Here is a 19701-nt window from a genome sequence, read left to right as displayed (position 1 = left end):
ATGAATCCCACCACACCCTACCCGCCCACCCCGGATGGCCGTGCCTTCATCAACGGCCAGCGTTGCTGGGCTCAAGCGGGTGCCCGCTTTGACAACATCTCACCCGTCCACGGACAAGTGCTGTGCGAGGTGGCGCGGGCAGATGCAGCCGACATCGATCTGGCGGTGCAAGCAGCCCGACGTGCCTTTGCAGACAAACGCTGGAGCGGTTTGGCCCCAGCTGTGCGCAAACGGGTGCTGATCAAGTGGGCCGATCTGATCTTGGCGAACGCCTCTGAGTTGGCCCTCCTGGAAACCTTGGACATGGGCAAGCCCATCCAATACGCCACCCAAGTGGATGTCAACAGCACCGCCAACTGCATCCGCTGGTATGGCGAAGCGATCGACAAGGTTTACGATGAAATCGCTCCCACACCTGCGAAAGCGCTGGCCTTGATCACCCGCGAACCCATGGGCGTGGTGGGTGCCATCGTCCCTTGGAATTACCCGATGATCATGGCGGCATGGAAGATCGCGCCTGCTTTGGCCTGCGGCAACTCGGTGGTGCTCAAGCCCAGCGAAAAATCCCCACTCACCGCTTTGCTTTTGGCGGAGTTGGCCATGGAAGCGGGCTTGCCAGCCGGTGTGTTGAACGTGGTGCCCGGTTTTGGGACCGAAGCGGGCACACCCCTGGCGATGCACATGGACGTCGACTGCATTGGCTTCACCGGCTCGACCCGTGTGGGCAAACAGGTCCACGTCATGGCCGGCCAAAGCAATCTGAAACGCGCGTGGACCGAATTGGGTGGCAAGTCCCCCTTCATCGTGATGGACGACTGTCCCGACTTGGAACGCGCCGTGCAAACCGCTGTGGGCAGCATTTTTTTCAACCAAGGAGAAAGCTGCAATGCGCCTTCACGCTTGCTGCTTCACTGCCACATCAAAGACGCGTTTGTCGAGCGTGCCTTGCAATTGCTGCCCCAGTACCAACCGGCCGACCCGTTGCAGCACGACACGGTGATGGGCGCCATCGTTGACCGCACCCAACTTGACACCGTGTTGGGCTACATCGCCAAGGGCCGCCAAGAAGGTGCGGCTTTGCTCGCCGGTGGCGAGGTGGCGCGTGTGGACAGCGGAGGTTTTTATGTGCAACCGGCCATCTTCGATGGCGTCAACCCGCACATGACGATTGCCCGCGAAGAGATTTTTGGGCCGGTGCTGAGTGTGATGGCCTTCAACGATGTGCAAGAGGCGGTGCAATTGGCCAACGACCATGTCTATGGTTTGCAAGCGTCCATTTGGACACGGGACATCAACTGCGCCCATGGCGTGGCCCGCGCACTGCGGGCGGGCACGGTGCATGTCAATCAATACGACGAGGATGACATCACGGTGCCTTTTGGCGGCTACAAGCAAAGCGGTGTGGGGCGCGACAAATCTTTGCACGCTTTCGACAAATACACCGAACTCAAAACCACCTGGATTCGCATCGACAGCCCAGTTTGAAGCTGTCGCAGTGTTGGGGGTGTCAGCTTCAGAAAGCGCGGCTCAGCGCGGCAGGCCCGGAAAACCGCCGCCCATGCCAGGCATGCCTTTCATGCCGCCGAGCTTTTTCATCATCTTCATCAAGCCGCCGCCGCGCATTTTTTTCATCATGTCTTGCATCTGCTCAAACTCTTTGAGCATGCGGTTGACCTCTTGAACTTGCACGCCTGCGCCTGCTGCGATGCGGCGTTTGCGGGTGGCCTTGATCAAGTCGGGCTTGGCCCGCTCCAGGGGCGTCATGCTGTGGATGATGCCCTGCTTTTTCATCATGTCTTTTTCAGCGCGGTTCAAGTCCACGTCTTTGGCCTTGGACGCCAACTGCGAGGGCATCTTGTCCATCAGGCTGGACAAACCGCCCATTTGCTTCATCTGCTGGATTTGCGCCAAGAAATCATTCAGATCAAAACCATCGCCGCTTTTGAACTTGGCCGCCATTTTTTGCGCCGCGTCCATGTCCACATTGGCAGTGACTTGCTCCACCAAAGCCAAGATGTCGCCCATACCCAAAATCCGACCCGCATGGCGATCGGCGTCAAAGGCTTCCAAGCCATCGATTTTTTCGCTGGTGCCCGCGAATTTGATGGGTGCGCCGGTGACCTGCCGCACCGACAAGGCCGCGCCACCGCGTGAATCGCCATCGGTCTTGGTCAGCACAATGCCGGTGAGAGGCAAGGCTTCTTTGAAGGCTTTCGCCGTGTTGACCGCGTCTTGACCCAGCATGGCGTCCACCACGAACAAGGTTTCCACCGGGTTCACCGCGGCATGCAAAGCCTTGATTTCTTGCATCAGCGCTTCATCAATCGCCAAGCGGCCAGCGGTGTCGACCAACAGCACGTCGATGTAATGTTTGCGGGCATAGTCCAGCGCGGCCAACACGATGTCCACCGGCTTTTGACTCGGGTCGCTGGGGAACCATTCGGCGCCAGCCTGGGCCGTCACCGACTTCAATTGCTCAATGGCGGCGGGGCGGTACACGTCAGCCGACACCGTCAGGACTTTTTTCTTTCGCTTGGTGATCAGGTGCTTGGCGAGTTTGGCGGTGGTGGTGGTCTTGCCAGCGCCTTGCAAACCCGCCATCAGGATGACAGCCGGCGGTTGGGCGGCCAGGTTGATGTCCGAAACGCCCTCGCCCATGGTGGCGGCCAACTCTTTTTGCACGATGCTGACCAAGACTTGGCCAGGCGTGAGCGAGTTGATGACTTCTTGCCCCAGGGCTTTGTCTTTCACGCGGGCGATGAAATCGCGCACCACCGGCAGTGCCACGTCGGCTTCGAGCAAAGCCATGCGGACTTCGCGCAGCATGTCGGCCACATTCGCTTCGGTGATGCGGGCTTGGCCACTGATTTGCTTGACCAACTTGGAGAGTTTGTCGCCGAGGGTGGTTGCCATGGTTTCCCTGAGGGTTTGGATGTTGCGAGGAATAGACGTCAGCTTCTTGTGCAAGACGCTAAACTGACAGCATGATTGTATTGGCCGCATCTTCCTTCAGTTTGCTTTGGGGCTTCATCGCTGCGATCGCCTACACCTTGGGTGCGTTGTTTGGTGGCCGACTGTCACTGCAGCAAAGTCGCCATTACTTGTGGGTGATCTCCCTGTTCCATGGGTTGAGTGTCGTGGCCACCTTGGTACCAGCCCCTGACGAAGCCGCCCGCTTCGGTTTCGGCCCCGCCCTGTCCGCCACGACCTGGCTGGTCCTGTTGGTGTACACCGCTGAACACCATTGGTTCCCGCAAATGCGCACCCGCTGGATGCTGTCATCCATTGGCTTGGTGACTGTGCTTGTGCCCTTGGTCTTTCCCGGACAAGTACTACACAGCTCGGCTTCGGCTTGGTTGCCCTTGCACTGGTTGCTGGGTTTGGCCTGCTATGCGATGTTTGCCGCGGCCGTGGTGCATGCGAGTTTGATGAGCCGGGCTGAACGACAAATGCGTCTGGCCGCCACAGATCCAACTGGATTGCCCTTGTTGACACTGGAACGGCTGACATTTCGTTTTGTGCATTTGGGCTTCCTTTTGTTGTCTGCCACCTTGATCGCTGGTTGGTGGTTTGGGGAACAACTCTATGGGTCTGACAAAACCATGCGTTGGGACCATAAAACCATTTTGTCGGTCATGGCTTGGGTGGTGTTTTTGCTCTTGATTTGGGGTCGACATGCACGTGGTTGGCGCGGCCCCTTGGCTGTGCGCACACTCTATATGGGCTCAGCCTTGTTGTTACTGGCCTATGCAGGATCTCGTTTCGTCATGGAAGTTCTTTTGCAACGCACCTTATGAAATACCTGCTGATATTGGGCATCGTGATCGGGCTGATATGGTGGTTCAAGCGTGGCCGCCGCATCGACAACACGTCCAACGCCACGAAGCCTGAACCCGAACCCATGGTGCGTTGCTTGCATTGTGATCTGCATCTGCCCAGCCCGGATGCGGTTCACACCGAGAAAGGCGCCTACTGCAGCTTGGAACATCGTGACTTGCAAGAAAGCAGGGACGCTTGAAGACCCCGTTCTGGCATCAGGGTTGGTACCGTTTCGCACACCGTTTGGAATCACCCAACTTTGGCCCGCGCCCAGTCGATACAACCATTGATTTGGTGGTAATTCATGCCATCAGCCTGCCGCCCGGTGTCTACGGCGGCCATGATGTGCAAGATTTTTTCACCAATCAATTGGCTTTTGATCGGCACCCTTATTTCAATCACTTGCGCGGCGTTCAAGTGTCTGCGCATTTTTTCATTCGCCGCGGTGGTGAATTGATTCAATTCGTGAGTTGCGATCAACGTGCATGGCATGCAGGCGAATCTCAGCACGCCGGACGATCCAATTGCAATGACTTTTCAATCGGTATAGAGCTTGAGGGATTGGATGGCGATACTTTCACGCCAGAACAGTACGAAAGTTTGATTTCGTTGCTGCCTGTTTTGGCCATGCATTACCCACTGAAACACACAGTTGGCCATGAGCACATCGCACCTGATCGTAAAAAAGACCCGGGGCCGGGTTTTTCGTGGGGTTTTTTGCAACATGGACTGGGTTGGGATCATCCTGATTTTCCCGAATGAGTTATCCACAGCATCCGAAATAGGCGCGTCAAATCTCAACAAATCAGACAGTCTTCACCAACTGTTTGCCTTTGAAGTCGATTTTGTAAAAAAATTGCCAAACACTACGGCTAGTGTGTTGAAAAGAGTTTAGACCCCATATATAGTGTGACCCTTGCACATTGCCCGCGGTCAAACATTGAAGATGGACCTCGGTCAAAAAGAAGTTAACAAAAGCATTCAAGCCCAACAGGACCTATAAAAAGATGCAAATCGCCACCCCCTCTTCCGTCTCCACGACCTACGCCGACCCCTCTTACGCCAACGATCCTGCCAAGACTGCGGTTTTGAATGCCAGTCTCAGTCATTATCAAATCATCCGCCGCAACGGCGCGGTCGTGCCTTTTGAGCCCGCCAAAATTGCTGTGGCCATGATGAAAGCCTTTTTGGCTGTGCACGGTACACAGGGCGCGGCTTCAGCCAGTGTCCGTGAAACCGTCGATCAACTGACCCAAGCCGTGGTGCGCGCTTTGTTGCGCTCACGTCCAGGCGGCGGCACTTTCCACATTGAAGATGTGCAAGACCAAGTGGAGTTGGGTCTCATGCGTGGCAGCCATCACGAGGTGGCCCGTGCCTATGTGCTCTACCGCGAACGCCGCACCCAAGAACGTGCCACCCACAAAGAGCAACAAGTCACCAACGAGCCTGTGTTGCACGTTATTGACCAAGGGCAGCGTGTGGCCTTGGACACGGCGCGTTTGAAATTCTTGGTCGAAGCTGCTTGCGCCGGTTTGGGTCAAGACGTGCAAGCCGCACCGATCCTCACCGAAACCATGCGCAATCTGTACGACGGCATCCCCATGGAAGAGGTCCACAAAGCGTCCGTGCTCGCTGCTCGTACTTTGATTGAAAAAGAACCTTCCTATACCTATGCCACCGCCCGCTTGCTGATGTACTCCATCGCCAAAGAAGTGTTGGGCAAGGAAGCAACCCAGGCAGAAATGGGCAACCACTATCAAGAAACCTTCGCCTCTTTCCTGAAAAAAGGCGTGGACAACGAGCTGCTCGATCCCCGTTTGTTGCAGTTTGACCTGCCTCGCTTGGCCAAGGCCCTCAAGCCCGAACGCGACTTCCAATTCGACTATTTGGGCCTGCAAACGCTGTACGACCGCTACTTCTTGCACGTGCGCAAGCAACGCATCGAGTTGCCCCAATCTTTCTTCATGCGCGTGGCCATGGGCTTGTCCCTCAACGAAGTCAACCGCGAAGAACGTGCCATCGAGTTCTATGAAGTTCTGTCTTCATTCGACTTCATGTCAAGCACGCCCACTTTGTTCAACAGCGGCACAACACGTCCACAGCTGTCCAGCTGCTACTTGACCACCGTGCCCGACGACTTAGACGGCATCTACGAATCCATCAAAGAAAACGCTTTGTTGTCCAAATTTGCTGGCGGCTTGGGCAATGACTGGACCCGTGTACGCGCTTTGGGCAGCCACATCAAAGGCACCAATGGCGAATCACAAGGCGTGGTGCCCTTCCTCAAGGTGGTGAATGACACCGCTGTGGCGGTGAATCAAGGCGGTAAACGCAAGGGTGCGGTTTGCACTTACCTTGAAACATGGCACTTGGACATCGAAGAATTCCTAGAACTGCGCAAAAACACGGGTGACGACCGCCGCCGCACCCATGACATGAACACTGCGAATTGGATTCCAGACCTGTTCATGCGACGCGTCATGGAAAACGGTGAGTGGACCTTGTTCTCACCCTCCAACACGCCCGACTTGCACGACAAATTCGGCACCGATTTCGAACAGGCCTACACCGCTTATGAAGCGAAAGCCAAACAAGGCCTGATCAAGCCAGCCAAAACTTTGCAGGCCACTGACCTGTGGCGCAAGATGTTGACCATGCTGTTTGAAACCGGTCATCCTTGGATCACATTCAAAGACGCCTGCAATGTGCGCTCCCCCCAACAACACGTCGGCGTGGTGCACTCCTCCAATCTGTGCACTGAAATCACGCTCAACACCAGCGACACAGAGACAGCAGTGTGTAACTTGGGTTCAATCAACCTTGTACGCCATCTGAAAACCGGCGCCAATGGCCCCGAACTCGACCACGACAAACTCAAGCGCACCATCAACACGGCTATGCGCATGTTGGATAACGTGATCGACATCAACTACTACGCGGTCAAAAAAGCACGCGACTCCAACCTGGCGCACCGCCCTGTGGGCATGGGCATCATGGCCTTCCAAGACAGTTTGTATGAGCAGCAAATTCCTTACGCTTCGCAAGCGGCTGTTGAATTTGCCGACCGCTCCATGGAAGCGATTTGCTATTACGCCTACTGGGCATCCACCGAACTCGCGCGTGAGCGTGGCCGCTACTCCACTTACAAAGGTTCTTTGTGGGACCAAGGCATCTTGCCTTTGGACACCTTGAACCTGCTGGAAAAAGCGCGAGGCGGCCACATCGAAGTCGACCGCAGTGCCACCTTGGACTGGCAAGCCCTTCGTCAAAAAATCGCTGCTGACGGCATGCGCAACTCCAACTGCGTGGCCATTGCACCAACCGCCACCATCTCCAATATTGTGGGTGTGGACGCCTCGATCGAGCCCTGCTTTGGCAATCTCTCTGTCAAGTCCAACTTGTCGGGCGAATTCACCATCATCAACTCCTACTTGGTGCGCGACTTGAAACGTCTGGGTCTGTGGGACGACGTGATGGTCATGGACCTGAAACACTTCGATGGTTCCCTGCGCCCTATTGATCGGGTACCGCAGGCCCTGAAAGACATGTACGCCACAGCTTTTGAGGTGGAAACCAAATGGTTGGTTGAAGCAGCCGCTCGTCGCCAGAAATGGATCGACCAAGCCCAGTCCCTGAACATTTACATGGCTGGCGCCTCTGGTAAAAAACTCGACGACACCTACAAATTGGCTTGGTTGCGCGGCTTGAAAACCACTTACTACCTGCGCACCACCAGTGCCACCCAAGTGGAGAAGTCCACGGTTCAATCCGGCTCTCACAATGCAGTGTCTTCCGGTGGAACAGCCAACCTGAGCGCTATGGAAATGGCCGCTGCCGCAGCACGCGCACAAATGGCCAGCACGCCGGCCACCGATGTGAAGTTCTGTGGCGTTGACGATCCGACCTGCGAAGCTTGCCAATGAGAACATCAGGGGCCCAGCCCCTGGTGTATTCGATGCAAATCAGCAACACGCTAAGCCATTGATGTGAATGAACACTTTGCGTTTTAGCTTTAAGCAACCATAATCAGAAGAATGGAATCATCGTCATGTTGACCTGGGAAGAAGAAGCAATCCCCCAAGCGCCAAGCGCAACCCAAGGTGGCTTTCACAGTCACCCGAATCAGTCACCCCTCACTGAATCCTCCTTGCCTGTAGCACCCCGTGTGCTCAATGACGGCGCTGTTGTGAACACGCCCGTTGTAGATGCGCCCTCCATTGTTTCCAATGCTTCGGCTCGCCGTGTCAATGCCGCTGACAAGCGCATCATCAATGGTCGAACCGATGTCAACCAGTTGGTGCCTTTCAAATACAAGTGGGCCTGGGAGAAATACCTGGCCACCTGCGCCAACCACTGGATGCCGCAAGAAGTGAACATGACCCGTGACATCGCTTTGTGGAAAGACCCCAACGGTCTGACCGAAGACGAGCGGCGCATCATCAAACGCAATCTGGGCTTTTTTGTCACAGCCGATTCTTTGGCCGCCAACAACATCGTGTTGGGCACTTACCGTCACATCACCGCGCCAGAATGCCGCCAGTTCTTGCTGCGCCAAGCCTTTGAAGAAGCCATTCACACCCACGCCTACCAGTACATCGTCGAATCATTGGGCTTGAACGAAGCTGAAATTTTCAATGCCTACCAAGAAGTTCAGTCCATCCGCGACAAGGACGAGTTTTTGATCCCGTTCATCGACGCGATCATGAACCCCCATTTCCACACAGGCACACCCGAAACTGACCAAACACTTTTGAAATCTTTGATCGTGTTTGCGTGCCTCATGGAAGGTTTGTTCTTCTATGTGGGTTTCACCCAAATTTTGGCTTTGGGACGTCAAAACAAAATGACAGGTGCTGCTGAGCAATACCAATACATCCTGCGAGATGAGTCGATGCACTGCAATTTCGGCATCGACCTCATCAACCAAATCAAGTTAGAAAACCCCCATTTGTGGACATCCGAATTCAAAGCCGACATCAACGAACTGTTCCACAAAGCGGTTGAGCTCGAGTACCGTTATGCCGAGGACACCATGCCGCGCGGTGTTCTGGGCATGAATGCCTCTATGTTCAAAGGCTATCTGCGTTACATCGCCAACCGTCGGGCCACACAAATTGGATTGGACGCCTTGTTCCCCAACGAAGAGAACCCCTTCCCTTGGATGAGCGAGATGATCGACCTGAAAAAAGAACGCAATTTCTTTGAAACCCGCGTCATCGAGTACCAAACTGGTGGCGCTCTGTCCTGGGACTGAACGAGCATGGAAGCATTCTGTTTTTGGCAAACACAAACGCTGAGTCATTCGGCGTTGAGTCTGTCAACAACAACCCCTGTTCATGGTGTTGAACCTCGGTTCAGCACCATGAATCACTTGGCTGCAGGAGAAGGGGCCAAGTGTTTTGAACCAACGATCTAAGATCTTGATCTAGGAGTATCTAATGGCAACTGCAAAAAAATCCGCTGCAAAAAAACCAGCAGCAAAAAAACCAGCAGCAAAAAAAGCTGCTGCTAAGAAACCTGTCGCTAAAAAAGCAGCAGCTAAAAAGCCCGTAGCCAAGAAAAAGGTTGCAGCTAAGAAGCCCGCCGCTAAAAAAGCAGCAGCTAAAAAGCCTGTAGCCAAGAAAAAGGTTGCAGCCAAGAAGCCCGCCGCTAAAAAAGCAGCAGCTAAAAAGCCCGTAGCCAAGAAAAAGGTTGCAGCTAAGAAGCCCGCCGCTAAAAAAGCAGCAGCTAAAAAGCCTGCAGCCAAGAAAAAGGTTGCAGCTAAAAAGCCGGCAGCTAAAAAAGCTGCGGCCAAAAAACCAGCTGTAAAAAAAAAGCCAGTAGCCGCTAAAAAACCAGCAGCCAAACCCCACAAGGCGGCTGCTCCGGCAGTTCACCATGTGGCGCAAACCACATTGAATCCTCAAGCTGCTTGGCCGTTTCCAACAGCCAGCAAGCCCTGAGCTTCAAACGGTATTTGCCTACAACCCGGTGTTTAACCACACCGGGTTTTTTCATGCCAACACATAGTTTTGCGGGCCGCGGCTGGCGATTTTCAACGCGCCCATTTTGTTACCCAGCTCTGCGCACCGCACCAAGTCCCAACCTTGGTCCAAACCAAACAGCAAGGCGCTGCGCCAAGCATCACCGCAGCCTGTGGGATCGACAACAGCAGTGGGTTTGACTGGTGCGACCAAAGTTTTCTGGCGGTCTTGCCAGACTTCACAACCATGGGCTCCCAAAGTGATGACCAAGCCTTTGACTTTGCTGGAGATCTCTGCTGCATCCCAGCCGGTGCGCTCGGTCAACATCTTGCCTTCATAGTCGTTCACTGTCACCCATGTGGCTTGGGTGATGAAGTGGCGCAAGCTGTCGCCATCAAACATGGGCAAACCTTGACCAGGATCGAACACGAATGGAATGCCTGCCGCCGCAAATTGTTCGGCATGTTGAATCATGGCGTCACGCCCGTCAGGGGAGACGATTCCTAAGCTGATGTCGGATCGCTTCTGAACTTGAGTGGTGTGCGCTTGCATCATGGCGCCTGGGTGGAACGCCGTGATTTGGTTGTTGTCCAAGTCGGTCATGATCATGGCTTGCGCGGTGTAGTTGTCACTGACCATCTTGACGAAGTCTGTGGCAATGCCCAAATGCTTCAAGCGGTTCATGTAGCTTTCACCATCATTGCCCAAGGTGGCCATGGGCAGTGGCGCACCACCCAGTAATTTCAAGCCGTAGGCCACGTTGCCAGCACATCCTCCGTAGTCGCGCTGTAATTGCGGCACCAAAAAAGACACATTCAAAATATGCAGTTGTTCTGGGAGGATTTGCTCTTTGAAGCGCCCCTCGAAATGCATGATGGTGTCAAACGCCAATGATCCGCAAATCAGCACAGCCATGGTGAGTCCTATTTAAAAAAGTCAGGGATAAAAAAGAAAAGCTCGGTAGCCTTGAACCAAAGGGCTGAAGCTTGGATCCAAGCTAAACCGCAATTCGAACGATTGTGCCCGACGGGATCGCAAAACATCATTCAGCCCAAGTGCTTGTGGCGCAAACACTTTGCGCACCACGGCCGTATCAACGTCGTCCATCAAACTCAGCTCCAACATGGGCGTGGCCAAAGCCCAATCGGATTGGTTTTTGATACTGCCGCTAAAGACATATTCATGGTTGCCCAAAGCTTTGAAGCCGCCCGTTTCAATGGATACTTGATTGGGCTCCATCGGCCACTGCAGTTCACAGCCAAGGCTTTGACACACAGCGAGCAAGACAGGGGTTAATTCAGGCACCTGGGCTCGCCACTGATGGCGATGAAACAACATGGCTTGAAAGCAAAAAAGCAACGCCAACAGGATTGACAAGCTGGACCAAAGCCAAGGCTGTATCAGGGTTTGCGCAGCCGGTAATGAGGGTGCAACTCGCAAAGCCAGTGGCAATTCAACCGGTTGATTCGCAGGTTTGTTGTCGTCCAGCTCGTACAGATGTTGGTCCACCTCAAAGACATGCGCACAACGACCGCATCGAACCCAGGCATCAGCCGCGCTGTAATGCTCGGCTTGAATAGCAAAAGCAGTTTGACACTGAGGGCAAAGGGTGACGATGGCCATGGCCGAGTGAGAGTCTATGAAAAACCAAAGCTTATCAAACAGCCTGCCCATGCATCAGTACCCAACCCTCTTGGGTATCGGCGACTTGTAAGTTCATATATGGTTGATACGCCGCTTGAATGTCCATGGTTTGACGCTCCAAGATACCCGCCAACAACAAACTACCGCCCGTCTCGACATGACTGCACAACAAGGGTGCCAGTACTTTCAAGGGAGCCGCCAAGATATTGGCCACCACCAAAGGATAAACACCCACCGCGACTTCGGGCAATCCTAAATTCAAGTCAACCTGATTGGCCAGCGCATTGGCTTGTGCAGCAGTCACTGCATCGGGGTCAATGTCCACTGCATCTACAGATGCCGCACCCAACATGGCTGCACCAATGGCCAAAATGCCTGAACCACAACCGTAATCCAACACCCGCTGACCCTTGGGCGGGTGCTGGGCAATCCATTTCAAACACATGCGCGTGGTGGGATGGGTGCCTGTACCAAAGGCCAAACCAGGATCTAGACGCAACACCCATTGCGCACCAGCAGGCGGTTCATGCCAGCTTGGCACCACCCAAAAAGTGGGGGTGATGGGCACAGGCTCGAACTGCGATTGGGTCAATCGCACCCAGTCTTGCTCAGGCACAGCGTTGATATTGAGCAGGGTGCTGTTTTCAAAGAAGGGTTGCAAGGCCAAGAGTTTGGCCGCGTCCCTGGCGAGGGCTTCATCGGCAAACAAGGCAATCAGGTGCGAGCGCAGCCAACCTGCTGCAGGCGCTGGCATGTTGGGTTCGCCAAACAAAGCTTGCTCTTGATCAGTGTGTGCATCGGCGTCTTCCACAGACACGCTCAGCGCATCCAATGCCATCAAGGCATCGCTGATCAATTCCACCTGATCTTGCGGACAATGCAGCCGAAGTTCTACCATCAGGGGGCTTGTCTAACTGCCAGCCACTCTTCCAAATAGTGGATGTTGGTGCCACCTGCCATGAAACCCGGATCGCTCATCAACACACGATGCAAGGCGATGTTGGTTTGAATTCCTTCAACCACGGTTTCACCTAAAGCGGTTCGCATTCGGGCCAAAGCATGTTCACGGTTGTCCCCATGCACAATGATTTTCCCAATCATGGAGTCGTAGTGAGAGGGTACGAAGTAGTTGGTATAAATATGCGAGTCGACCCGCACACCTGGCCCCCCAGGCGGATGCCACATGGTGACACGACCCGGGGATGGTGTGAACTTGAATGGATCTTCTGCATTGATGCGGCATTCAATCGCATGCCCTTTGATTTCGATTTGGCGCTGGGTGTAGGGCAGTTTTTGACCAGCTGCGGTCATGATTTGAGTTTTGACGATATCCACACCGGTGATGAACTCGGTGACAGGATGCTCCACTTGCACCCGGGTGTTCATTTCAATGAAGTAAAACTCGCCGTTTTCATACAAGAACTCAAAGGTGCCAGCGCCCCGGTAGCCCATCTTTTTACAGGCCGTCACGCATCGCTCGCCAATGCGCTCGATCAGCTTGCGAGCAATGCCTGGTGCCGGTGCCTCTTCAATCACCTTTTGGTGCCGACGTTGCATCGAACAATCACGCTCACCCAGGTAAATGGCATTTTTGTAGTTGTCCGCCAAGATTTGAATTTCAATATGGCGCGGGTTTTGCAAAAACTTTTCCATGTACACCGCTGGATTGCCAAAGGCTGAGCCTGCTTCGGTCTTGGTGGTTTGCACAGCATGGATGAGCGCGGCTTCGTTGTGCACCACGCGCATGCCCCGACCGCCGCCGCCGCCCGCCGCTTTGATGATGACCGGGTAGCCCACCGCTTTGGCGATACGGCGAATTTGTGCGGGGTCATCTGGCAGTTCGCCTTCAGAGCCTGGCACACAAGGCACACCGGCCTTGATCATGGCTTGCTTGGCCGACACCTTGTCGCCCATCATGCGGATGGACTCGGGCGTGGGGCCTATGAACACAAAACCGCTTTTCTCAACCCGTTCGGCAAAGTCGGCGTTTTCGCTCAAGAAACCATAGCCTGGATGGATCGCCTGTGCATCGGTGACTTCGGCCGCCGAAATGATGGCAGGCATGTTTAAGTAACTCAGCGAAGAAGCGGCGGGGCCAATGCAAACCGCCTCTTCTGCCAATTTGACATATTTGGCCTCACGGTCAGCCTCAGAATAAACCACCACAGCTTCGACCCCGAGCTCTTTACAGGCCCGCTGGATGCGCAGCGCGATTTCGCCTCGGTTGGCGATCAGAATCTTTTTAAACATGCAGCCCGCTCAGTCGATGATGAACATGGGCTGGCCGTATTCCACGGCTTGGCCGTTACTGACCAGAATTTTGCTGACGGTGCCGCTGTGATCGGCTTCGATTTCATTGAGGATCTTCATGGCCTCAATGATGCAAATGGTGTCACCCGCCTGGACCACGCTGCCCACTTGGACGAAAGGTTTGGCCTCCGGGCCAGATGCACTGTAATAGGTGCCAACCATGGGGGACTTGACCGTGTGCCCGGTTTCCACCGCAGCTTCTGCCACTGCAGTCAGTGCGGGCGCTGCTGGGGCAGCCGTGGCGGGGGCTGAGGAGACGGGTGGTGCGACAGACACAGGTGCCGCCATGACCACTGGTGCGCCAACTGGGCCTTTGACGATGCGGACCTTGCCTTCGGCTTCTGTGATCTCAAGTTCGGAGACATTGGACTCCGACACCAGGTCGATCAGGGTTTTGAGTTTTCTTAAATCCATGGATCTGGCAGTCTTCTGCTGTTAAAGAGGGTGTAATTTACACCATTTCAAAAAACCGACCTGACAGCTGGATCGGCGCGCCTCGGTCAAACCCAAGACCGTATGTCACTTTCAGTGAGCTTGCCCAACTTTCGCATCTGCACCTCGCCTTGCGCATTCAACACCAAGGTGAAGGGCAAACCACCCGTGGCATTGCCCAAGTTTTTCATCAACTCGGTGCCTTCCAAGCCGGCCATGCCGATGGCGTATTCTACCGGATATTGCCCTAAAAACCGCTTCACCGCACTGGGCTGGTCTATTGCCAATCCAATCATTTGCCAGCTTTTAGACTTGTTTTCGAGGAAGAAGGCGTTCAATAGCGGCATTTCTTCAACACAAGGGGTGCACCAAGTGGCCCAAAAATTCAACACCAATGGCTTCCCCTGGAAGTCGGCCAGCTTCAAAGGGGTGCCGTCCGCTTGTTCAAAACTGGCAAGCCAGAGGGCTTGCAAACTCGGGTCCGCCAGTGTTTTTGGGCTGTGACGCCACCAGTTGACGCCGATGCCCGCGGCCAAGGCGGCGGCAGCCACCACCAACAAGTTGCGTTTGGAAGAGGATGGTGAGTCAGTCTGATTGGAGTCCATCAGGCATTGTCCAACAACTGGCGCAAGCTGGCCAAATCCCCACGAACCGCAAGCCCACGCTCATCAGGCTGCAAGGCCCCGCGCAAGTCGTCATAGTCATAGACCATCAAATGCACACCAATGTCTTCATTCAGTGCCGTGCAAAGGCTGTGGATGCTCAAAGCGTCCACCTCTTCACCTTTGAAACCCTTGATGACTTGGACCTCGTAGCGCACGCCTTGGTCGATCAGCATCAACTCGGCCGACTTGGCATCGTCACAAAACAATTGGATGTAAATATCGGACAGTCGGGTGGCGCTGCCACGCCACACCGCACCACTCAGGTGCGGGCGAAAAACTTGCAAGCGCTCCATCCAAGTCAGCGCCAGCTCCCGAAGCGCCCGCAACTCTTGCGGCTGGGTGTCTGTGCAAAACAGGTTCAGGTAATCAAACACCTCGTCTTCCAACATGTCGTTGCCGGGCAGTGGGCTGCGGCTGGGCAAACCCAATTCACGCAAGGCTCTGCGTTTGGCGGGTCCGTATTCCAGGCCTTCTTCCACCACCAAGCGGGCGGCGGTGGCGGCAATGGCTGCTTTGACTTCCTGAGACATGGCCGCCATTGTGCCGCCTCGGCCAGACTATGTGCCGCCTCGGCCAGACTATGTGCCGTCTCGGCCAGGCTATGTGCCGCTTCTACAATCCCAGCCCATGCACATTCATATATTAGGTGTCTGCGGCACCTTCATGGGCGGTTTGGCTGCCCTCGCCCGCGAAGCCGGTCACCGGGTCACCGGTTGCGATACCGGCGTTTACCCGCCCATGAGCGACCAATTGCGGGCCTTGGGCATCGAGTTGATCGAGGGCTACAGCGCAGACCAACTGGGCTTGAAACCCGATATGTTTGTGGTGGGCAACGTTGTGTCCCGTGCGCGTTTGCCCGATGGCACCCCCCGCTACCCCTTGATGGAAGCCATCCTAGAAACCGGTCTGCCCTACACCAGTGGCCCGCAATGGCTGAGCGACCATGTGCTGCATGCCCCTGGACAAGCGCGGCACGTGCTGGCTGTGGCAGGTACCCACGGCAAAACCACCACCACCGCCATGCTCAGTTGGGTGTTGGAACAAGCCGGTTTGACGCCCGGCTTTTTGATTGGCGGTGTGCCGCTGAACTTTGGCGTGTCCGCCCGCTTGGGGGGCTTGGCCAAGGGGCAAAGCCGCCCACTGTTTGTGATTGAAGCCGATGAGTACGACACGGCCTTCTTTGACAAGCGCAGCAAGTTTGTGCATTACCGACCACGCACGGCCATATTGAACAACCTGGAATTCGACCACGCCGACATCTTCCCAGACCTGGCCGCCATCGAACGACAGTTTCACCACCTGGTGCGCACCGTGCCGTCTGGCGGGCGCTTGGTGGTGAACGCGGACCAAGACAGCTTGCAACGAGTTTTAGCCATGGGCCAATGGAGCGAAGTGGCAGGTTTTGGTGAAACAGCCCAAGCCGATTGGCAGGTGCGCGGCGAGCCTTCTGACTTTGAGGTGTTGCGCCAAGGCGCAGTGAAAGGGCGGGTGCAATGGCTTTTGGGTGGGGTGCACAACCAAATGAATGCCTTGGCCGCCATCATCGCTGCGCAACATGTGGGTGTGGGCGTGGCGCAGGCCTGCCAGGCCTTGTCTACGTTTGAAAATGTGCGTCGCCGCATGGAAGTGCGCGGCACCATCGGCACCGGCACGCAGGCCATCACGGTGTATGACGACTTCGCCCACCACCCGACCGCCATCCGCACCACCGTGGATGGTTTGCGCCGCCAAGTGGGTCAAGCCCGCATCTTGGCAGTGTTCGAACCCCGCAGCAACACCATGAAGTTGGGGGCCATGAAGTCGCAGTTGCCTTGGAGCCTAGAGCAAACCGATTTGGCGTTTTGCCACACCGCTGGTTTGGACTGGGATGCGGCAGAAGCGTTGGCCAGCATGGGTGCGCGGGCACACACCGCTGACAACATCGATGTGCTGGTGGCACAAGTCAAGGCCGCCGCCCAGCCAGGCGACCATGTGCTGTGCATGAGCAATGGCGGTTTTGGCGGGGTTCACGCCAAACTGTTGCAAACCCTCTAAACCTGAGCAGATTACTTGTTGTTGCGGCGTGTTCTGACGCCTTGCGACAAAGCCTCCAAAGCTTGCAAAGAGTCATCCCAAGACAAGCATGCATCTGTGATGCTTTGACCATATTCCAAAGCTTCTACCTTGTCTTTGCCAGGTTTGAATTTTTGGGCGCCAGGCTTCAAGTGGCTTTCCACCATCACGCCAAACACACGGTTTGATCCACTGGCGATTTGCGTCGCTATGTCTTTGGCCACCACCAATTGGCGCTCATGTTGTTTGCTGCTGTTGGCATGGCTGCAATCAACCATCAAGCTGGCGGGCAGTTTGGCGGCTTCCAACTCTTGGCAAGCAGTTGCAACGCTGTCAGCGTCATAGTTGGGTGCTTTGCCGCCGCGCAAGATGACGTGGCAATCGGGGTTGCCTTGGGTTTGCACAATCGCCACTTGGCCATTTTTGTGCACTGACAAAAAGTGGTGACCGCGGGCTGCGGCTTGGATGGCGTCGGTAGCGATTTTGATGTTGCCGTCCGTCCCGTTTTTGAAGCCAATCGGTGCCGACAAACCAGAAGCCAGTTCACGGTGCACCTGGCTCTCCGTCGTGCGGGCACCGATGGCGCCCCAGCTGATCAGGTCGCCGATGTATTGCGGGGAAATCACGTCCAAAAACTCGCTGCCCGCAGGCACGCCTTGGCGGTTGATTTCAATCAGCAACTGGCGGGCAATGCGCAGGCCTTCGTCGATGCGAAAGCTCTCGTCCAAGTAGGGGTCGTTGATCAAGCCCTTCCAGCCCACGGTGGTGCGGGGCTTTTCAAAATAAACACGCATCACGATTTCCAAGGTGTCGGCGTACTTCTCACGCTCGGCTTTCAATCGACGGGCATAGTCGAGTGCGGCGGCCGGGTCATGGATGGAGCACGGACCGATGACCACCAGCAAGCGGTCGTCTTTGCCCGCCATGATTTTGTGGATGCGCTGACGGGTTTTGGCGATCAGGGTTTCAACCGCAGTCCCTGCAATCGGGAAAAAGCGAATCAGGTGTTCTGGGGGCGGCAGCACGGTGATGTCCTTGATGCGTTGGTTGTCGGTTTGGCTGGTCTGATCGTTGGTCGGCGCATAAGCATCATGCTTGGGGGTTTTCATGGCAGTTCCTTGAAGGCGTTTAACGAGGCACAAAGTGAAAGTGGCAAAAAAAAACCGCCGGGCTTCGGCGGTTGGTTTTGGAGTTCAGCGCGTTGTTTGCGTTCAGACCTCTCGACCGCCGGTGGGGCGTGAGAACCAGAAATAGGCAAAGTGAAATTTAACTGAAATCATGAGAATGACTGTACCACAGGCTGTTTTGGTGAATTTCAATGGTCTTTAAGCGGTACCGCCCACGGTCAGACCGTCGATGCGCAGCGTGGGCTGGCCCACACCCACCGGCACGCTTTGGCCTTCTTTGCCGCAGGTGCCCACACCCGGGTCCAGCGCCATGTCGTTGCCAATCATGCTCACCCGTGTCAAGGCATCCGGGCCATTGCCGACCAAGGTACCGCCTTTGACGGGGTATTGGATCTTGCCGTTTTCCACCCAATAGGCTTGACTGGCCGAGAACACAAACTTGCCCGAGGTGATGTCCACTTGACCACCACCAAAGTTGGTGGCGTAAAGGCCTTTTTTGATGCTGGCCACGATTTCCTCGGGGTGTTTATCGCCACCCAACATGTAGGTGTTGGTCATGCGCGGCATCGGCACATGGGCGTAGCTTTCGCGGCGACCATTGCCCGTGGGAGCCACACCCATCAAGCGGGCGTTCATGCTGTCTTGGATGTAGCCGACCAAGATGCCGTCTTCAATCAAGACATTTTTCTGGCTGGCGTGGCCTTCGTCGTCCACGTTGAGCGAGCCACGGCGATCGGCAATGGTGCCATCGTCCAGCACCGTGACACCTTTGGCAGCCACGCGTTGTCCAATGCGGCCACTGAAGGCACTGGAGCCTTTGCGGTTGAAATCGCCTTCCAAACCGTGGCCAATGGCTTCATGCAACAAGATGCCGGGCCAACCCGAGCCCAACACCACGGTCATTTCACCAGCGGGTGCTGGACGGGCCTCCAAGTTGGTGAGGGCCGAGCCGACGGCTTCTTCCACATAGCGCGTGAGGCATGCCGCATCGAAATGACCCAAACCAAAGCGACCGCCGCCACCGGCTGAACCGCTTTCGCGGCGACCGTTTTGCTCGACGATGACCGACAAAGACAAGCGCACCAAAGGGCGCACATCGGCAGCCAGGGTGCCATCGGCACGCGCCACCATGACCACATCGTATTCACTGGCCAAACCGGCCATGACCTGCACCACGCGCGGGTCTTTGGCGCGGGCTTGCTGCTCCAAACGCTCGAGCAACTGCACTTTGGCGGTGCTGTCCAAGCTGCCAATCGGGTCTTCACCATGGTAGAGCTGGCGGCTGGGGGCGATGACGCGACTGGGGACCTTGGTGCGGGCGTTCAAACCGGCAGCAGCGATGCTGCGCACCGTGTGGGCGGCATCCATGAGCGAGGCCATGGAGATATCGTCCGAATAGGCAAACGCGGTTTTCTCTCCGCTAACGGCCCGTACACCCACACCCTGATCAATACTGAACGAGCCAGTTTTCACAATCCCCTCTTCCAAGCTCCAACCCTCCGAGCGGGTGTACTGAAAGTACAAATCAGCATCGTCCACTTGGTGGGCGCGGATGGCCGACAAGGCTTGGGTGAGGTGGGATTCGTCCAGTCCGTAAGGGGTGAGCAAGAGGCTTTGCGCCAAGGACAAACGTTCGAGGGTGGGTTCGCGTGAAATCATGACCGCATTGTAGGAGGGGGTCAACAACCC

Annotated in this window: 18 protein-coding genes; 8 read left to right on the top strand and 10 right to left on the bottom strand. The window is 55.6% G+C overall.

Annotated features, from left to right (window positions below; all coding sequences use genetic code 11):
- A complete protein-coding gene (locus tag AC8GFP_RS05280) occupies nt 1-1485 on the top strand; it encodes an aldehyde dehydrogenase (protein ID WP_506610978.1) in 1485 nt (494 codons plus the stop codon).
- Between the two features lie 42 nt (nt 1486-1527).
- Here AC8GFP_RS05280 and ffh read toward each other — a convergent pair whose 3' ends face one another.
- Entirely contained in the window at nt 1528-2913 is a 1386-nt protein-coding gene (ffh, locus tag AC8GFP_RS05275) for a signal recognition particle protein (protein ID WP_506610977.1), read from the bottom strand.
- A gap of 71 nt (nt 2914-2984) precedes the next feature.
- Here ffh and AC8GFP_RS05270 point away from each other — a divergent pair, with 71 nt between their 5' ends.
- The 6 genes from AC8GFP_RS05270 to AC8GFP_RS05245 all read left to right on the top strand — a co-directional run bounded on the left by AC8GFP_RS05270 (nt 2985) and on the right by AC8GFP_RS05245 (nt 9761).
- Nucleotides 2985-3797, top strand: coding sequence for a cytochrome C assembly family protein (locus tag AC8GFP_RS05270; protein WP_506610975.1), 813 nt, complete (start codon nt 2985-2987; stop codon nt 3795-3797).
- A complete protein-coding gene (locus AC8GFP_RS05265; RefSeq protein WP_506610973.1) occupies nt 3794-4018 on the top strand; it encodes a PP0621 family protein in 225 nt (74 codons plus the stop codon). Before AC8GFP_RS05270 ends, AC8GFP_RS05265 begins: the two co-directional genes overlap by 4 nt.
- Nucleotides 4015-4581 carry a 1,6-anhydro-N-acetylmuramyl-L-alanine amidase AmpD gene (gene ampD, locus AC8GFP_RS05260; protein WP_506610972.1) on the top strand — a complete coding sequence of 189 codons (567 nt, stop codon included), beginning with the start codon at nt 4015-4017 and terminating at the stop codon, nt 4579-4581. The genes AC8GFP_RS05265 and ampD overlap by 4 nt, the downstream gene beginning before the upstream one ends.
- 245 nt (nt 4582-4826) lie before the next feature.
- On the top strand, nt 4827-7742 hold the full coding sequence (locus tag AC8GFP_RS05255; RefSeq protein ID WP_506610971.1) for a ribonucleoside-diphosphate reductase subunit alpha: 2916 nt from the start codon (nt 4827-4829) through the stop codon (nt 7740-7742).
- 125 nt (nt 7743-7867) lie between these two features.
- A complete protein-coding gene (locus tag AC8GFP_RS05250) occupies nt 7868-9073 on the top strand; it encodes a ribonucleotide-diphosphate reductase subunit beta (RefSeq protein ID WP_506610969.1) in 1206 nt (401 codons plus the stop codon).
- Between the two features lie 184 nt (nt 9074-9257).
- Complete coding sequence (locus tag AC8GFP_RS05245) at nt 9258-9761, top strand: histone H1-like DNA-binding protein (RefSeq protein WP_506610968.1); 504 nt, start codon at nt 9258-9260, stop codon at nt 9759-9761.
- 51 nt (nt 9762-9812) lie between these two features.
- On the opposite strand, the gene AC8GFP_RS05240 is transcribed toward AC8GFP_RS05245, so the two are convergent.
- From AC8GFP_RS05240 to AC8GFP_RS05210, 7 genes are all read right to left on the bottom strand, one after another.
- Nucleotides 9813-10697 carry a carbohydrate kinase family protein gene (locus AC8GFP_RS05240; protein WP_506610967.1) on the bottom strand — a complete coding sequence of 295 codons (885 nt, stop codon included), beginning with the start codon at nt 10695-10697 and terminating at the stop codon, nt 9813-9815.
- 21 nt (nt 10698-10718) lie between these two features.
- Complete coding sequence (locus AC8GFP_RS05235; RefSeq protein WP_506610966.1) at nt 10719-11405, bottom strand: zinc-ribbon and DUF3426 domain-containing protein; 687 nt, start codon at nt 11403-11405, stop codon at nt 10719-10721.
- A 34-nt stretch (nt 11406-11439) separates the two neighbouring features.
- Complete coding sequence (gene prmA / locus AC8GFP_RS05230) at nt 11440-12324, bottom strand: 50S ribosomal protein L11 methyltransferase (protein ID WP_506610965.1); 885 nt, start codon at nt 12322-12324, stop codon at nt 11440-11442.
- Nucleotides 12324-13676, bottom strand: coding sequence for an acetyl-CoA carboxylase biotin carboxylase subunit (gene accC, locus AC8GFP_RS05225; RefSeq protein WP_506610963.1), 1353 nt, complete (start codon nt 13674-13676; stop codon nt 12324-12326). Before accC ends, prmA begins: the two co-directional genes overlap by 1 nt.
- 9 nt (nt 13677-13685) lie before the next feature.
- Complete coding sequence (gene accB / locus AC8GFP_RS05220) at nt 13686-14150, bottom strand: acetyl-CoA carboxylase biotin carboxyl carrier protein (RefSeq protein WP_506610961.1); 465 nt, start codon at nt 14148-14150, stop codon at nt 13686-13688.
- An 86-nt stretch (nt 14151-14236) separates the two neighbouring features.
- The gene (locus AC8GFP_RS05215; RefSeq protein WP_506610959.1) at nt 14237-14773 is read right to left on the bottom strand and encodes a TlpA disulfide reductase family protein; all 537 of its coding nucleotides are present in this window, start codon (nt 14771-14773) and stop codon (nt 14237-14239) included.
- On the bottom strand, nt 14773-15363 hold the full coding sequence (locus tag AC8GFP_RS05210) for a hypothetical protein (RefSeq protein ID WP_506610957.1): 591 nt from the start codon (nt 15361-15363) through the stop codon (nt 14773-14775). Before AC8GFP_RS05210 ends, AC8GFP_RS05215 begins: the two co-directional genes overlap by 1 nt.
- A 97-nt stretch (nt 15364-15460) precedes the next feature.
- Between AC8GFP_RS05210 and mpl the strand changes: the two genes are divergently transcribed.
- Nucleotides 15461-16867: a UDP-N-acetylmuramate:L-alanyl-gamma-D-glutamyl-meso-diaminopimelate ligase gene (gene mpl, locus AC8GFP_RS05205; RefSeq protein WP_506611414.1), complete on the top strand. Its 1407-nt coding sequence runs from the start codon at nt 15461-15463 to the stop codon at nt 16865-16867.
- Between the two features lie 11 nt (nt 16868-16878).
- Here the strand turns inward: mpl and AC8GFP_RS05200 are convergent, their stop codons facing one another.
- Both AC8GFP_RS05200 and tldD read right to left on the bottom strand, forming a co-directional pair.
- Nucleotides 16879-17994: a 3-deoxy-7-phosphoheptulonate synthase gene (locus AC8GFP_RS05200; RefSeq protein ID WP_506610955.1), complete on the bottom strand. Its 1116-nt coding sequence runs from the start codon at nt 17992-17994 to the stop codon at nt 16879-16881.
- Between the two features lie 216 nt (nt 17995-18210).
- Complete coding sequence (gene tldD / locus AC8GFP_RS05195; RefSeq protein ID WP_506610954.1) at nt 18211-19671, bottom strand: metalloprotease TldD; 1461 nt, start codon at nt 19669-19671, stop codon at nt 18211-18213.
- Nucleotides 19672-19701: the final 30 nt, after the last annotated feature.

Origin of the sequence: Limnohabitans simekii (SeqCode) (assembly GCF_965234735.1) — a bacterium.
GTDB lineage: Bacteria > Pseudomonadota > Gammaproteobacteria > Burkholderiales > Burkholderiaceae_C > Limnohabitans > Limnohabitans simekii.
The sequence above is the reverse complement of the archived record's forward strand: the minus strand, read 5'-3'. Positions and strand labels throughout refer to the sequence as shown.

Bases quoted from the DNA above. Each gene is read 5' to 3' on its own strand.
- AC8GFP_RS05280 (WP_506610978.1), top strand. From the start codon at position 1: ATGAATCCCACCACACCCTACCCGCCCACCCCGGATGGCCGTGCCTTC.
- ffh (WP_506610977.1), bottom strand. From the start codon at position 2,913: ATGGCAACCACCCTCGGCGACAAACTCTCCAAGTTGGTCAAGCAAATC.
- AC8GFP_RS05270 (WP_506610975.1), top strand. From the start codon at position 2,985: ATGATTGTATTGGCCGCATCTTCCTTCAGTTTGCTTTGGGGCTTCATC.
- AC8GFP_RS05265 (WP_506610973.1), top strand. From the start codon at position 3,794: ATGAAATACCTGCTGATATTGGGCATCGTGATCGGGCTGATATGGTGG.
- AC8GFP_RS05255 (WP_506610971.1), top strand. From the start codon at position 4,827: ATGCAAATCGCCACCCCCTCTTCCGTCTCCACGACCTACGCCGACCCC.
- AC8GFP_RS05250 (WP_506610969.1), top strand. From the start codon at position 7,868: ATGTTGACCTGGGAAGAAGAAGCAATCCCCCAAGCGCCAAGCGCAACC.
- AC8GFP_RS05245 (WP_506610968.1), top strand. From the start codon at position 9,258: ATGGCAACTGCAAAAAAATCCGCTGCAAAAAAACCAGCAGCAAAAAAA.
- AC8GFP_RS05240 (WP_506610967.1), bottom strand. From the start codon at position 10,697: ATGGCTGTGCTGATTTGCGGATCATTGGCGTTTGACACCATCATGCAT.
- AC8GFP_RS05235 (WP_506610966.1), bottom strand. From the start codon at position 11,405: ATGGCCATCGTCACCCTTTGCCCTCAGTGTCAAACTGCTTTTGCTATT.
- prmA (WP_506610965.1), bottom strand. From the start codon at position 12,324: ATGGTAGAACTTCGGCTGCATTGTCCGCAAGATCAGGTGGAATTGATC.
- accC (WP_506610963.1), bottom strand. From the start codon at position 13,676: ATGTTTAAAAAGATTCTGATCGCCAACCGAGGCGAAATCGCGCTGCGC.
- accB (WP_506610961.1), bottom strand. From the start codon at position 14,150: ATGGATTTAAGAAAACTCAAAACCCTGATCGACCTGGTGTCGGAGTCC.
- AC8GFP_RS05215 (WP_506610959.1), bottom strand. From the start codon at position 14,773: ATGGACTCCAATCAGACTGACTCACCATCCTCTTCCAAACGCAACTTG.
- AC8GFP_RS05210 (WP_506610957.1), bottom strand. From the start codon at position 15,363: ATGTCTCAGGAAGTCAAAGCAGCCATTGCCGCCACCGCCGCCCGCTTG.
- mpl (WP_506611414.1), top strand. From the start codon at position 15,461: ATGCACATTCATATATTAGGTGTCTGCGGCACCTTCATGGGCGGTTTG.
- AC8GFP_RS05200 (WP_506610955.1), bottom strand. From the start codon at position 17,994: ATGAAAACCCCCAAGCATGATGCTTATGCGCCGACCAACGATCAGACC.
- tldD (WP_506610954.1), bottom strand. From the start codon at position 19,671: ATGATTTCACGCGAACCCACCCTCGAACGTTTGTCCTTGGCGCAAAGC.